This is a genomic window from Mesorhizobium sp. 131-3-5 (assembly GCF_016756575.1).
GTDB lineage: Bacteria > Pseudomonadota > Alphaproteobacteria > Rhizobiales > Rhizobiaceae > Mesorhizobium > Mesorhizobium jarvisii.
In genome coordinates this window covers 5,928,989-5,942,385 of record NZ_AP023254.1, presented here as the reverse complement: position 1 = coordinate 5,942,385, position 13,397 = coordinate 5,928,989, and the positions used below count along the sequence as shown (strand labels likewise).

The 13,397-nt window shown below is 62.4% G+C and carries 8 protein-coding genes; 6 read left to right on the top strand and 2 right to left on the bottom strand.

All coding sequences use genetic code 11. The annotated features are described in order from the left end of the window. The first annotated feature begins 53 nt into the window (after window positions 1-53). The 6 genes from JG747_RS29050 (at window position 54) to JG747_RS29025 (ending at window position 6,009) form a co-directional block, all read left to right on the top strand. Window positions 54-1,343 carry an RsmB/NOP family class I SAM-dependent RNA methyltransferase gene (locus JG747_RS29050; protein WP_202360548.1) on the top strand — a complete coding sequence of 430 codons (1,290 nt, stop codon included), beginning with the start codon at window positions 54-56 and terminating at the stop codon, window positions 1,341-1,343. A gap of 75 nt (window positions 1,344-1,418) precedes the next feature. Continuing rightward, window positions 1,419-1,871 (top strand): TspO/MBR family protein, encoded by a 453-nt coding sequence (locus tag JG747_RS29045; protein WP_064986472.1) that lies wholly within the window; start codon window positions 1,419-1,421, stop codon window positions 1,869-1,871. 96 nt (window positions 1,872-1,967) lie between these two features. Then, complete coding sequence (locus tag JG747_RS29040; RefSeq protein WP_023686843.1) at window positions 1,968-2,426, top strand: PaaI family thioesterase; 459 nt, start codon at window positions 1,968-1,970, stop codon at window positions 2,424-2,426. After that, complete coding sequence (locus tag JG747_RS29035) at window positions 2,426-3,091, top strand: 5'-methylthioadenosine/S-adenosylhomocysteine nucleosidase (RefSeq protein ID WP_038644938.1); 666 nt, start codon at window positions 2,426-2,428, stop codon at window positions 3,089-3,091. Before JG747_RS29040 ends, JG747_RS29035 begins: the two co-directional genes overlap by 1 nt. A gap of 55 nt (window positions 3,092-3,146) precedes the next feature. Next, window positions 3,147-4,709, top strand: a complete 1,563-nt coding sequence (gene guaA / locus JG747_RS29030; RefSeq protein WP_010914447.1) for a glutamine-hydrolyzing GMP synthase — start codon at window positions 3,147-3,149, stop codon at window positions 4,707-4,709. 745 nt (window positions 4,710-5,454) lie between these two features. After that, complete coding sequence (locus JG747_RS29025; RefSeq protein WP_069091483.1) at window positions 5,455-6,009, top strand: Lcl domain-containing protein; 555 nt, start codon at window positions 5,455-5,457, stop codon at window positions 6,007-6,009. A gap of 232 nt (window positions 6,010-6,241) precedes the next feature. Here the strand turns inward: JG747_RS29025 and JG747_RS29020 are convergent, their stop codons facing one another. Together JG747_RS29020 and JG747_RS29015 are read right to left on the bottom strand one after the other, a co-directional pair. Continuing rightward, on the bottom strand, window positions 6,242-6,850 hold the full coding sequence (locus JG747_RS29020) for a hypothetical protein (RefSeq protein ID WP_202360547.1): 609 nt from the start codon (window positions 6,848-6,850) through the stop codon (window positions 6,242-6,244). Between the two features lie 67 nt (window positions 6,851-6,917). Further along, a complete protein-coding gene (locus JG747_RS29015) occupies window positions 6,918-13,376 on the bottom strand; it encodes an RHS repeat-associated core domain-containing protein (RefSeq protein WP_202360546.1) in 6,459 nt (2,152 codons plus the stop codon). Between the last annotated feature and the right edge of the window lie 21 nt (window positions 13,377-13,397).

Genomic DNA, 13,397 nt, shown 5'->3' with positions numbered 1-13,397 from the left:
GACGCGAAAGGCTCTAAGAGCAGGCGATAAATCTTGATTTGATGGAATGATCAATGCGACTGGGCGGACGGCTGGCTGCGGCCATCGAAGTGCTGGAGGACATCGGCCGGCGGCACCGGCCGGTGGCCGATGCGCTGAAGGATTGGGGCCTGTCACACCGCTTCGCCGGTGGCGGTGATCGCGCGGCGATCGGCAACATCGTCTACGACGCGCTGCGCCACAAACGTTCCGCCGGCTGGCTGCTCGGCGAGGACACGCCGCGCGCCGTCGGCTTCGGCGCATTGCTGCTCGAATGGGGCCAGACAGCGCAGTCGCTCAACGACGCACTCGATGGCGACAAGTTCGCGCCGCCGCTGCTCAGCGCCACCGAGCTGCAGACGATTGCCGGTCGCCGGCTTGCCGACGCGCCGCCCGCGGTGCGTGCCGACATACCAGATTGGTGTGAACCGCTTTTCGAACGGGCTTTTGGCGAGGCATGGGTCGGGGAGGGCGCGGCGCTGGCGACCCGCCCGCCGCTCGACATAAGGGTCAACACGTTGCAGGGCGATCGCGCCAGGGTGCTCAAGGAACTGGCCGATACAGGGGCGCAGGCCACGCGGATCGCGCCGCTCGGCATCCGCATTCCGCCCATCGACGGCGACGGCAGGCACCCGAACGTGCAGGTCGAGCCCGCCTTCCAGAAAGGCTGGTTCGAGGTCCAGGACGAGGGCTCGCAAATAGCGGCAACACTTGCCGGCGCCGAGGCCGGCATGCAGGTGCTCGACTTCTGTGCCGGCGCCGGCGGCAAGACATTGGCGCTGTCGGCTGCGATGGACAATCGCGGCCAGATCTTTGCCCATGATGCCGAAAAGGCGCGCCTTGCGCCAATCTTCGATCGCATCCGCCGCTCAGAAAACCGCAACGTGCAGGTCGTCACCAAGCCGGCCGAACTCGCTCCGCTCTCCAATCACATGGACATCGTGCTGGTCGACGCGCCTTGCACCGGCAGCGGCACCTGGCGGCGCCGTCCCGATGCCAAATGGCGGCTGACGCAAAGGCAGCTCGATGCCCGCAAGGGCGAGCAGTCGGCGATCCTCGATGCCGCACGAGCCTATGTCAAACCCGGTGGCCTGCTGGTCTACATCACCTGCTCGGTATTCTCCGAGGAGAATGACGAGCAGATCGCCGCGTTCCGCGAGCGCAACAGCCGTTTTGTTCCGGTGGACCACCGCGCGTTGTGGGATCGCTATTTTCCGGGCCACGAGGCCGCAACGCGGATCGGCGCTGGCGGGGATATATCGCTGTCCCCGGCGCTGAGCGGCACGGACGGGTTTTACTTCTGCGCCATGCGCAACGTGAGTTGAACGCTGCCGTTGACAGGTAACGATCGTGCCCCAGTTGCAGTTGCGCGGCGCCGTGCCGCCACTGGGGTGGGATTCTTGAAGAAATATCTGTCGCTGCTGCTTTTCCTTGTCATGGTGCTCGGTGGAGGCCTGCTGATCGGCTATGCCACATTGCCGGGCGCCTGGTATGCATCGCTGGTCAAACCGCCCTTCAATCCGCCCAACTGGGTATTTGGGCCCGCTTGGACACTGCTCTATGTGCTGATCGCGATAGCCGGCTGGCGGACATGGAGACGAGAGCCGACGGGAGCGGCAATGAAGGTCTGGGGCGTCCAGCTCATCTTGAATTTCGCATGGTCGCCAACCTTCTTCGGCGCAAAAATGATGGGACCTGCCTTGGTCGTCATCGTCTGTCTCCTCGCCAGCATCGTCTTGTTCATCGCCAGCGTCTGGAACCGTGACAGGCTTTCCGGCTGGTTGTTCGCGCCTTACGCGGCATGGGTGGCCTTCGCCACCGTGCTCAATGCTTCGCTTCTGGGGTTGAACTAGCTGCTTCAGATCGTTTTGTTGCAGTGCAGCAAAAGCATTTGCCTGCCGCGCGTGCCTCTGCGATAAGCTTTCCCGGCAAAACTGAAGGCAATTGCGATGGCAGCAAAGATCGTACCGGCCCCGGACTATGAGGATCGCGTCAGGGCGTCCTTCGCGCGCCAGCAGGCAATGGCGACGATCGGCGCCGAACTGACACTGGTGACGCCCGGCATCATCGAGATCGAGATGCCCTATTCGGCGGCACTGACCCAGCAGCACGGCTTCCTCCATGCCGGCGTCATCTCGACGGCGCTGGACTCGGCCTGCGGCTACGCGGCTTTTTCGCTGATGCCTGAGAATTCCGGCGTGCTGACCATCGAATTCAAGGTCAACCTACTGGCGCCGGGCAGGGGCGAACGTTTCCTGTTCCGCGGCTCGGTGACCAAGCCCGGCCGCACCATCATCGTCGCCGACGGCCAGGCCTACGCCTTCGCCGCCGATGGCGAGGCCAAGCTCATCGCCACCATGACCGGAACGATGATGACGGTGGTTGGGCGTGACGGGATTGCTGGGTGATGGCCAACGTTACGCGAATTGGCGGCAAGGACGTCCTCTTCGTCATGGCGGCGCAGGCCGAATATGGTTCGCATCTGCAAAAACTGTTCACACCGCTGATGACGGGCGTCGGTCCGGTCGAGGCAGCCGTCCGGCTGGGTGCGGAACTGTCCTGGCTGAAGTCGCAGAAGGCGTTGCCGGACCTTGTCGTCTCGCTCGGCTCAGCCGGCAGCCGGACGCTGGAACAGACGGAAATCTATCAGGCCGTCTCGGTCAGCTATCGCGACATCGATGCCTCGGCTTTGGGTTTCGAGAAAGGTGCGACGCCGTTCCTCGATCTGCCGGTCACCGTGCCGCTGCCGTTTCGTATTCCTGAAATCAGACAAGCCACACTGTCGACCGGCGGCGCCATCATCACCGGCGCTGCCTATGACGCAATCGCGGCCGACATGGTCGACATGGAGACCTTCGCCTGCCTGCGCGCCTGCCAGCTGTTCGATGTGCCCCTGATCGGGCTGCGCGGTATTTCTGACGGCGCTGCCGATCTCAGGCATGTCGGCGACTGGACCGAATATCTTCATGTCATCGACGAAAGGCTGGCCGACGCCGTCATGCGCCTCGAACAGGCGATCGGCTCGGGTCTGCTGCGGACGGCTCCGTCCAACGACCAGGCCAGACCAGTCTGAAAGTCAGGCTACGCAACCCATTGCGTCGACTCATTTCTTTCTCTAAACGCTCGCCATGAAAACAGCCAATCATCCCGACACCGTCCTGATTGTCGATTTCGGCAGCCAGTTTACGCAGCTCATCGCCCGCCGCATCCGTGAGGCCGGCGTGTTTTCCGAGATCGTGCCGTTCCAATCGGCCGAAGCCGCGTTCAAGCGCATCAATCCCAAAGCCGTCATCCTGTCGGGCGGCCCGGCTTCGACATCGGATATCGGCAGCCCGCGCGCGCCGCAGATCGTCTTCGATGCCGGCGTGCCGGTGCTTGGCATCTGCTACGGCCAGATGGCCATGTGCGTGCAGATGGGCGGTGTCGCCGAAAGCTCCAACCATCGCGAGTTCGGACGCGCTTTCGTCGAGATCGAGAAGGACAGCCCACTGTTCGAGGGGCTGTGGGCGACCGGCCAGCGCCACCAGGTGTGGATGAGCCATGGCGATCGCGTCATTGCCTTGCCGCCGGGTTTTCAGGTTTTCGGCAAGTCGGAAAGCTCGCCTTTCGCCATTTTTGGCAATGTCGAGCGCAAGATGTACGGCATCATGTTCCACCCCGAGGTGGTGCACACGCCCGACGGCGCCAGGCTGCTCCGGAACTTCGTCCACAACATCGCCGGCATCGAGGGCGACTGGACGATGCGCGCCTATCGCGAACACGCGGTCGAGGCGATCCGCAAGCAGGTCGGCAAGGGCAAGGTCATCTGCGCGCTGTCGGGCGGTGTGGATTCCTCCGTCGCGGCGCTGCTGATCCACGAGGCGGTCGGCGACCAGCTCACCTGCATCCTCGTCGACCATGGCCTGATGCGCAAGGATGAGGCGGCGGGCGTGGTGGCGATGTTCCGTCAGCATTACAATCTGCCGCTGATCCTGGTCGATGCCTCGGAAAAATTCATCTCGGCGCTGGAAGGCGAGGTTGACCCCGAGAAGAAGCGCAAGACCATCGGCCGGCTGTTCATCGAAGTGTTCGAGGAAGAGGCCAAAAAGCTCGGCGGCGCCGACTTCCTGGCACAGGGCACACTCTATCCCGACGTCATCGAGAGCGTCTCCTTCACCGGCGGCCCGTCGGTGACCATCAAGTCGCACCACAATGTCGGCGGCCTGCCTGAGCGCATGAACATGCAACTGGTCGAGCCGCTGCGCGAACTGTTCAAGGACGAGGTGCGGGCGCTGGGCAAGGAGCTCGGCCTGCCCGAAAGCTTCATCGGCCGCCATCCGTTCCCAGGTCCTGGCCTTGCCATACGCTGCCCGGGCGGCATCACCCGCGAGAAGCTGGAGATCCTGCGCGAGGCCGACGCCATCTATCTCGACGAGATCCGCAAGGCCGGGCTCTACGACGCCATCTGGCAGGCCTTCGCCGTGCTCTTGCCGGTGCAGACCGTCGGTGTGATGGGCGATGGCCGCACCTACGAATTCGTCTGCGCGCTGCGCGCCGTCACCTCGGTCGACGGCATGACGGCGGACTTCTACCACTACGACATGGCCTTCCTGGGCGCCGCCGCCACCCGCATCATCAACGAGGTCCGCGGCATCAACCGCGTCGTCTACGACGTGACGTCGAAGCCGCCTGGTACGATCGAGTGGGAGTAGGGGTTTAGCGCAGTTTGGAGTACTGCGACGTAGTTTTTCGCAGAAAAAACAATGTTTTGCGGCTCATTTCATTCACCATCGGACCTATGTTGTCAATTGAAGTCATCGACTACCTAAGCCGCTGATTTTTATGGCTAGTGCGAACCAGGATTGCGCTGAAAGTGAAGGCTACTAGATCAATTTGACGGTACTTCTGACGGTACTTTTCATGTGCTGCTTGATGTCCGAGAAAAAGTACCGTCGCCGGTTTCCGCTCCTGACGGTACTTTTCTGTAGGTCAACGCTTTGAAATATATATGGAAAATGCCTTTCGCGTGACGTTTTCTCGCTAACGATGCTTTAGCATGTTCCTCGGCCAGGGTCCCTCGGCTCAGTCTGCTCTCGTCGAGGTAGAAAAATTCGCTACAGCAAGTGGAGGGCAGGCCATTTTGAGATGCCCCTAGGTTAAGCAAAGCCAATAGGTATGAGTTGCCGGAACCCAGCTGCCTACCGGCTGGTTGCCTGCGGTCTCAACCGGGGGGGCACCGCGGCCTGCAACGCGTCGCGGCCAAGTCGAGCGGTGGCCTCCAAGTTGCCGCCCGGCGCCAATTTGCAGAGGAGACCTGCGGAGCTCCAACTGATTCCGGGGCAATGACGTTAAGTATCGGGAAGTGACAGGACTTTCAATTGTTCGCCGCTTCAAGTATACTTGTTTGGTTGCCACGTCGAACGCCCGTCATGATGCCAAACCAGCGAGGAGGAAGGCATGTTTCGGATCGCGTCTCTTGCGACTTTCAACACGGCACTTGCGCTTTTTGCAATGTTGTCAGTGCCGCCATCCCAAGCCGAACCATGTGGCACAGTCCACAAACTGACCCGCCAGCCGCTGAATGACCAGAATTTCTGGCTGCTTGCTGAACATGACGGCAAGGCCTTCGTCGACCAGCGCACATGCCTTGTCGCCAGGCTGGACAGGGTTGATCAGCCGCTCACGCTGAGCGATGCGATGGGGCACTGCGCCACCCTCGGACAAGGCGGTCCGAACGGCGACATGGGCTGGCAGCTTCCGACGATGGCGGAACTGACCAGTCTCGATTCGGCGGACTGGCCAAGACAGCATGATGCGTTCGCGCAGTACAAGCTGCCACCGCTCGCCCGCAGCGAAACCGATTACTGGACCCGCACTGAATGGCCTGGGGCGGCAGGCTCCTTCGCGGTCGTCACGTTCAGCGCACGCACGACTGTGGTGCATCCGCTTGAAGCGACCAACAAGGCCGGGGTATGGTGCGTCTTCGGAATGCCGGCCACAGGCGTGGAGTAGACACTCTTACGCCAAGTCGCCTTAACCAAGTCTCCTTCAGGCATCAGACAACCGCCGCGGTGGCGCACCCAGCGGGCAGCTCGCGCTCGACACTCGCACCCGGGCAAGTCGTGACGGAGCCCCAGCTTTCGCGATGTGATGCCTGGCTGCTCAGCGGCCAGGCCGCGAAACAGAGCGACCGTCCAGCTTGCCTTCACCGGCACGGCCATTGTGCCTACTACGTCTCAGCCGCCTACCGCAGATCCAGCTGCAGCAGGCCGCTATAGTCCTCCGTCGTCAGGAAGAAGCCCTCGTCGATCGCCTTGGCCTTGAAGGCAGAATCGTTGCCCAGGTCCCGGAATTCCGGCTTCAATGTGCCTGACGCGTTGAAGTAACGATCGCGAAAGGCCGCCCGATCAAGCTCGGCATAGTCTCCGCCCTTGCCTGCGACCGTGCAGGATTTCAGTTCGGTTTGGTCGGCGGCCTCCGCCGGAAACGACGCCCTGGCGAAGTCCATCGGCCCGATGCCGGGCGCGATGCCCCTGGGATTAGAGGTCACGCATCGGACGGTCGCGTCCGGGCCGGCGACAGACAGGTCGAAATAGGGCGGATTCAATCCCTTCGCCGCGAGGTAGGCGAAGCCGCGGATGCGGTTAACCGCCTTCAACGCTTCCACGTCTGTTGTTTCGAGCATGTCATTGCCGATTTTCACCCCGCCGGTGGCGCCGAGTGTGGCCATCTGTTGCTGCAGCCAAGCCGGATCGCGGTTGATCCATGTCAGGAAATCGAGCGGCACGGCCTGCGGTTCCTTGAGTTGCTTACTCATGGATTGGGCCGCCGCCGCTGCCGCAAACAGGAGCACGAAACCGGCAAGGATCGCCGGGAGCTTCGGGAGTCGTCGCATGTCAAAGTCTCCATCCTTGGTTCGGTTACCAATGGACGCGCGGCTTAATGCCGAGCATGTCGCGCAGCTGGTTCTCCGTTATGTCGTCGGGTCGACGTGTGCCGCCGACACCGATGGTACGTGCTTCCTCGTTGCGATAAGCATATGGCTTGCCATCGAGGCCTATGTAGGGCGCATCGCTGAACCCCGAATGCTGGCCGGCCATGCGGTGCGTTGCGTGGATTTGCTCATGGCCGAGCACGATGCCAGGATCCGCCGGATTGGAGGCAGTCGTTCCGGAGGCCTTGTCGAACTCGACAGACGTGCGCGTGCGTGACGTAGCCGGGTCATAGCCGATGATCACGTCGCCCTTTGTCGTTTCCGGGTTCACCAACGGATCCTTGTTGCGGGCCGCGGTGACGCCCGGCTCGTTCTGGATCGTCGTGGTTTGCGGGTCGGCGATGACCCGGTGCATCAGGTCGCGGCCGCTGTCGAAGGAGTTGGATCCGACAAAGAAGTTCTTCACGTCCAGCCACGCGCCGTGCAGCCAGCTTTGAGATACCTCGCCAGTCTTGCTGTCGACGCGTGCAGTCGGATCGATTCGCTGGATGTCCTCTTCGACCTGCCTCCGGTAGGCCGCGTCGCCGGCGACGATCTCCTTCAGGCCGGTCGGGTCGATGAACGCCATCGGGTTGTTGTTGGCGTAGGCAAAGAGATTGCAGGACGTGGAATTGCCGGTACACTTCTCCGGATCGCCGACATAAAGCGGATCGGGTGAAATGAACCGCCCCAGCGCCGGATCGTAGTAGCGGGCGCCGTAGTAGTAGAGCCCGGTATCGTCATCGAGATACTTGCCGGTGAAACGATGGTGGGTCTTTTCGCGCGGCAACTCCGCTGCCACATCTGCCAGGTGGCTGGCCCAGGCAGAGGCCAGCGTCTCCGGCTTGTGTTCAGTGCCGTACGCCCTGTAGAGCATCTGCTCGACGGGAACGCCGTCGGAGGCGATGACATAGTCGCTGCTCTCGATATGATCCTTCAGATAGTAGAACCATTTGCCGGTGCCGTGTTCGAGACGAACGAGCTTGCTGGATGCGATGTTGACGTAGCTCTCCTCGCCTTTTGGACCGATCTCGAACGTTTCAACCGGGTAGAGGTAAAGCTGCTCGGGCCCTGATCCGTCGGTCGGGATGACCTTCTTATAGAGGCGGCGCCCCGTCTGATCGTAGCCGTAGAGCACTTCGTGGGTCGCCGTCTGGGCTCGGATCAACCGTCCGTTGATGTCGAACACCGTTCCGGTCAAGGTCGGCGATTTCGCAAGTTGGGCGAATCCGTCAAAGGAGTAGGGCTTCGATGCGCTGCCGGCCGGGATGAGGTTGGTCGCGGCGCCGGTCGACGGCGCTATCGGCGCGCCGGGCTCGAGCTCGTCGTTGCGGGCAAACGTTCCCGCCGCCGAATAGGCGAATTCCGCCTGCTGGCCGTAACGGTCGATCCGCACGAGTTCGTTCTTGAAATTGTAGTGGAACGTTCCCGACCGGTCGACATGTCCGTCGCTGCCCGCGCCTTGCGCCAACGCGTCGACGATCTGGGTGATCGAGCCGTTGCCGTTAAAGGTCATGCTCAAATCCTGCAGCGGTTTGCCGCCGGCCTGCGTAACGATGTGGGTGAGGAACAGGGTCGCTGGGTCGTAGGTCATCCGGGTGAATGCGCCCAGACGATAATCGACCCGCTCGATCCGCGATTCGGGATTGTAGGTGATATTCTCGATGATCTTCTCCGGTCCCGAAAAATCGGGATGCGTGACCGTCACCGACCGCAGGTTCTTGTCGGGCCCCAGCGCGAATTTCGACGCCAGGCCGCGCGGACCTTCGGACGAATCGATGCGGCCATCCAGCGTGTGATGGAAATGATCGGCGTATTTCGCGCCACCGATCTCGACCTCGTTGGTGACCATCCGGCCGTTGGCATTGTAGGCGTAGCGCTGGACGGCGTCGAACGCGCCATTGGGATCGTGAATGATCACCTCGGTCGTCTTGTCGAGAGGCAGCGCTATCGGCGTTTCGAAGCCGGCCGCTGAGGCGACCTGAACGGCGCGGTCATAGCGGTATTCTAGGTGCACCACGCCATCGTTCACCTCGGTCAGCTTGCGGTTGAGGAAGTCGTAGGTGAAGGTCTGGACCGACGTTTCGCCATTGCTGCCGACCCGCCCGATCACCGATTGGCGACCGCGCGCATCGTAGAAAGCGTAGCGGTCGCCCATTCCCGGGATCGACTGGAATTCGATGTCGCCGACGGAGTTGTAGATCAGCCGCCGCGGCGTCGTCTCGCCCGGCAGCCAGATTTCGCTCAGGTAGCCGAAAGAATCGCGCACGAAGCGGGAAATATGAACCGTGCCGCCGCCATTGCTGGCGATGGTCGCGGTCACGCCGTTCTCGTTCCTCAGCGAATACTCGCTGCTTTGAACGGCGCCGTCGAACTGGTCGTTGTAGGTCGTGACCGTGAGCGTACCCCAGGGTCGGAAGGTCATGTCGGACGTCTTGCCCGACGGATGGGTTTCGCGGACCATCCGGCCGGCTGGGTCATAGGTGTAGGCATTGCCGACTTCGTGATCGGGGCGCGGAACGTCGCCAAGATCGAACACCTTCTGCAGGTTGAGATCATCAACGCCGCCGAAGCTGGTCACCACAAAGGGCGTCCAGCGGAAGATCTGCTTCTCATTGCGGTTGTAGAGCGAGAAATTATTGACCCGGACCCCGCCTTCGGCGACGTTCTCCAGGTCGGCGACCTTTTCGCTACGCGCGTCATAGGCGGCGAGGTCCGCGATGAACTCGCTCTCGCCTTCCGGCGTCTCGGCGGCGCTCGCATAGCGGCGGCGCGCCGTCAGGATGAGCGACGGCAGCCCATGCTCGCCGATCTTGTAGGTGTAGAAGCGTTCGGCGCCGTCCGTGGCGGTTTCCCGGGTTTTGCGGCCGAGGGCATCGTAGCTGTTCGTCACGACCATGCCCAAGGGCGTGGTCGTCGTTGCCACCGCGCCCTGGCGCGGCCCGTCATAGGTCATTTTCGTCGTCTGATCGAGTTCGGCCGCACCGCCTGACGGCTTGGTGTAGCTGAGCGTCAAGGTACCGGTTGGGTCGTAGATCGCCGACTCGGTGATGCCGAGTTCGTCGGCGATCGAAATACTGTTGCCGAAGACATCGTAACCCATGGTCTTCGCCAGCTTGCGGCTGGCGTTGCGGAACTGTTCGAGCGCGGGCGGCAGAGCGCCAAGTCCCGACAGCACTTCCAGGGTTCGCGACCCCATCCGACCGCCGGAATTTGGCAGGTAGGTGAAACTCTCGCGGCTGAGCAGCCGGGTCCCGGCCAGGATGCGCTGCTCGGACGCCGCGTTGACGATGCCGAGCGCCGCCAGATCGGCGCGCGACTGGGTGTAGTCGGTCTGGGTCGTCCGGCTGAAGCCAGGAACCGTCAGGTTCTCCGGTCCCGGAATGTCGCGCACTCTGACCGTCTCCGACGCAGGCATGTTGAATTCGTCAAAACCCGCATAGGTCTGGGTCTTGACCGGATCCTTGCATTCGGGATCGGCCACGTCCTGCTGTTCGGCCTCGCCGGCGGACTCGGTCAGCGTCTCCTTCACCTTCCTCAGATAGGACGAGCCGTCGCCACGCGGAAATGCCTCCCACACCGACGATTCGCATTTCAGCATCATTCCGGTCGTCGGTAGCTTCTGGCTGCGCGTGGCGGTCGACAGCGAATGCAGCGCCGCCGACGCCGGATCGAGCGTTTCGGTTGTCTCCGCGCTCGCAACGAGCGTCGCCTCGGGCTTCACCTCATAGGTCTTGCGGATCTTCAGTTTGCCGGCGAGGTTCAGGTCGGCTGCCGCTTCGGCGAAGGTGTAATACTGTTCTCTATCGAGGCTTGAACGCTGCGTGACGCGCTGGCCGGCCGCGTTCTCGTCGCCGTAAGAGACCTTCTCGACCTCCGAGAAGCCGATAAAGCGGCGATTGATCACGTCGTAGAATGGATTGTGGTAGAAATATTCGTCCGTCTGCACCTGGGCGCGAACCTGGCCGGGTATGCCCTGCGACGTGACGAGTTGCTTGGCGACGACAACGGGGAAATGCAGGTTGCGCGTCGGCTGGCCATTGGCGCGGTCGCGCAGCATCTCGTCGATCGAGGTCGCATAGCGGATGTCGTGCCGGCGGCCGGAATCGAAGTCGACGACCGTGAGCAGGTTCGCCTTGACGAGTTGCATGGTCGCGGTTCGGTTGAAGTCGATGATGACGACGGGCTTCACCTCGTCGCCGGACGGTTTCTGGAATACGATTATTTCGCTCTCGCCGTCGCCATCGATGTCAGCGACGCGCGAGGCGAAGGTCTGCGTCGACGTGCCGAGTTGAACCCGCAGATTGAGCGCGATGCTGAGCGGATCCTTCAGGTAAGTCCCGTCGCCGAAGCCGAGCCAGATGCGCATCTGGTCGGTGCGCTCGCCCATCGACGCGAAATCGATGATGCCGTCGCCATTGGCGTCGATGTACCACATCGTGGCGAGGTTATCGCCGGGCTGCATGCCGCCAATCTTCGAGAAGGTGCCGTGACCGCAGACCGGATCGTTGATCGCGGCGTCGCCAAACAGCAGCGCATTCGGGTCCGTCGAGAAGATGTTGCCCTGGTTTTCGTAGAGGCAGAAGCCCTGGTCGGCTGGACGGATGACGACGAGGTCGGGCAGCCGGTCGCCGTTGATGTCGACCATCCGCACATTGTTGCGGCCGAGGATCTGGCCGTCCTGGCTGTTGAATGGGAACGCCTTGGTCAGCGCGCCGAAATTGACGTTGTAGCCGCCATCGGCCTGGCGCCGGGTGAGATTGAGGAATATTCGCCATTCGGTGCGGCCATCAGCGTTGAGTCGCGTCGTGACGATGTCGGACAGGCTGTCCATATTGACGTCGGCGAAGCGGCCGTTGCCGCCCGCGAATGTCGTCGGCGAGACGCCGGGCAGCGGGATCGAGCGGCCGAGATAGGGGAAGGTCCCGTCGGCCTTGCCGTCATAGACGTGCATCAGCCCGTCTTCGATTTCGACGATGTCGACGAAGCTGTCGCCAAGGATGTCGGCAAAAGCGAAGCGATTGTCGGTGAGCCGGGGCGCGATCTGGCGCATCAGTCCAGCCTCGGTCGGACGCGACAGCACGAGCTGGGTTGTGTCGCCGAAGGCGCTGTTCAGGTCGCCGCTGCCGAGATGCACGGTCGCGCCGTCATCCTTGGTCTGCACGATGTCGACCAGGGCATCCATGTTGAGGTCGGCCAATTCGAAATTCTGCGGAGGGATGTCGCCGGCGAACGCCATCTTCGGCGCTTCGAACACCACGGGGCGCGACGCCAGTTCGGCGCTTGTCCACGACGAATAGCCGAAATGGATGTCCGGGAACTTCAGCGTCGATTGAGCCAGCGCCTCGCCGCTGGTGTCGCCATAGCGGTAGAGCACGCGCAATTGGTCGAGCACATTGACCGACTGCGTGTCGATGAGCGGCGTCAGGTCGGCCTGCGCCTTCGCTAGGCAGTCCGGATGCGCCCGGACGACGAACTTCGAGGTGTCACTGGTGTCACGGCCGACATACCCCATGCACCATTGGGCGTAGACAGTGTCCTTGAACTTGGCCGTCACCTTGCCGTAGAGTCGCGCGTTCTCCTGTTTGCTGCCATTGGTGTGGCTGACGAGCGTCGACTGCGTCTCGATCAGGTCGAACTGGTAGCTGCTCTGGCCGCCAGCGAAGCTGGTCTTCGTCAGATAGCTGCGTCCGCCGAAACGCTGGTAGTCGTAGCGGACGGCTTCGCGGTTGGCGTTGAGCTGCAGCACCAGCGGCCATTTCGTCACGTAGGGCTTGGCTATGTCGAAATTACCTTCAGCCACCGAAGGGTCGCCGCTGAAGATCAGTCGCGTTCCGTCGGCGTTGGTCACCTCGAATCCGGAGGGGATGGTGTCGGTGTGCAGGCCGCCTGACAGGTCGAGCGAAATGACGTCGAACGCGCCGGTGTGGTAGAGGATCTTGACGAAATCCTCGGCGTATTCGGGCTTGTATTCCCAGACGCCGTTCTGGTTGCCGAGGAAGACGAGCCGCGTGCCCATGTACGATAGGCGGGAGAAGAAATCGCCGCCCGGTTTGGTGCCGGGCACGGCCGTGCCGAGATCGTCGTTGACGACGATCGCCTGGGTATTGAACTGCCAGCCGATGCCTAGCCCGTTGCCGGTATCGCCCGCGAACTGGCTGTAGGTGAGGCTCATTTGCGGCCCGAACTGGCCGCGCGTCGGCAGCGTGGGTAGCGGCAGGGTGAAGTTCGCCGATCCCGTGTTGTTGTTCAGCGCGAAGCTGCCTTCCTCCTGCGTGACTGTGCCGCCCGCAGAGGGCAGCTGGACGATCGAGGTCGCGGATTTGTCTTCTGCACGGGCCGGGGAGCCAAGGACTGCGGTGGCGGCGGTCAGGGCTGCGAGGGCGGTAAGGGTCTTTGCGAACATGGGACTACCTCTCCGTATGCA

Excerpts from the sequence above, each read along its gene's own strand:
- JG747_RS29040 (WP_023686843.1), top strand. The coding sequence starts at position 1,968 with ATGGCAGCAAAGATCGTACCGGCCCCGGACTATGAGGATCGCGTCAGG.
- JG747_RS29035 (WP_038644938.1), top strand. The coding sequence starts at position 2,426 with ATGGCCAACGTTACGCGAATTGGCGGCAAGGACGTCCTCTTCGTCATG.
- guaA (WP_010914447.1), top strand. The coding sequence starts at position 3,147 with ATGAAAACAGCCAATCATCCCGACACCGTCCTGATTGTCGATTTCGGC.
- JG747_RS29050 (WP_202360548.1), top strand. The coding sequence starts at position 54 with ATGCGACTGGGCGGACGGCTGGCTGCGGCCATCGAAGTGCTGGAGGAC.
- JG747_RS29015 (WP_202360546.1), bottom strand. The coding sequence starts at position 13,376 with ATGTTCGCAAAGACCCTTACCGCCCTCGCAGCCCTGACCGCCGCCACC.
- JG747_RS29025 (WP_069091483.1), top strand. The coding sequence starts at position 5,455 with ATGTTTCGGATCGCGTCTCTTGCGACTTTCAACACGGCACTTGCGCTT.